Raw genomic sequence first — 805 nt, 5'->3', positions numbered from 1 at the left:
ACCGGAAGATCACCGTGATCCCGGAATGCGGATCGAGTTTCAGTTCAGTCTGCACTATCAAGGCCAGAGCCTGATGACCGCAACGAAAGTCCACCGGTTGCGTGGCGATCAGGATGGGCAAGCGTTGGCCCGCGACGATCATGCCAAACCTCGTATCGCACCAACCAAAGCCGCGACCCGACTGACAGACACATCGCCCGGCACCTTCACCACGAGGTCGGCACCTATCTCTATCGTCACAATCCCGGCAGTCGCCGCCATCGTCTCTGGCGTCAATGAGGTAACGCCAGGTATCTTCGGCTCATCCGCAATCGACAACGGCACAAACGCAGTTTCACAACATTCCGCATCCGGCACCGGCAGCATCAACTCTGCTGGCAAGATCAGAAGGCCATCACGCGCCTGCTTGCGCCAGTAAGAAAGCTGGTTCGCACTCAGATCATAGCGTTGTGCAACTTCCACAACCCGAGCCCCAGGATGAAGACTTTCAGCGACAATCCGTGCTTTCATCTCCGTCGTCCAGCGTCGGTAGCCGCCCCGAGGATCGACAATGTCTAAACGCCCGGCAAACCCATCGCCATCTACCATCCAAAATCTCCAGCTGTTGCCAAAGACCTTCTGGCAGAAACGTCACTCAATAAAAACACGCCAAATCAATGGGACAGAGACGGCGCATACGGTTGGAACGGGTTGCCTCTGTGCGATCAGCGCGAAGCTTCGCTTTCACGCGCCGTTTGGGAACCTTGTTCCGCAGCTGAAGTCCCATCTCCTTGTAAAGACGATAGATTCGCTTCGGATTTACGGG

2 protein-coding genes and 1 pseudogene are annotated in these 805 nt (G+C 56.1%); all 3 read right to left on the bottom strand.

Features of this window, described 5'->3' with window-relative positions:
* Nucleotides 1-142 (bottom strand): IS66 family insertion sequence element accessory protein TnpB (gene tnpB / locus F9K91_RS26780; RefSeq protein WP_167522154.1); only part of this gene is annotated, 142 nt, incomplete at its 3' end.
* Entirely contained in the window at nt 139-588 is a 450-nt protein-coding gene (gene tnpA / locus F9K91_RS25540) for an IS66-like element accessory protein TnpA (RefSeq protein ID WP_151679079.1), read from the bottom strand. The genes tnpA and tnpB, both read right to left, overlap by 4 nt.
* A 91-nt stretch (nt 589-679) precedes the next feature.
* Nucleotides 680-805: pseudogene (locus F9K91_RS26775) on the bottom strand (IS3 family transposase); the annotation flags it as partial.

It is taken from the genome of Brucella tritici (assembly GCF_008932295.1).
Classification (GTDB): domain Bacteria; phylum Pseudomonadota; class Alphaproteobacteria; order Rhizobiales; family Rhizobiaceae; genus Brucella; species Brucella tritici.
Note: the sequence above shows the minus strand (reverse complement) of the source record. Positions and strands in the feature narration are given on the sequence as shown.

What these genes read in the sequence shown, in the direction of transcription:
- tnpA (WP_151679079.1), bottom strand. Translation starts at nt 588, where the DNA reads ATGGTAGATGGCGATGGGTTTGCCGGGCGTTTAGACATTGTCGATCCT.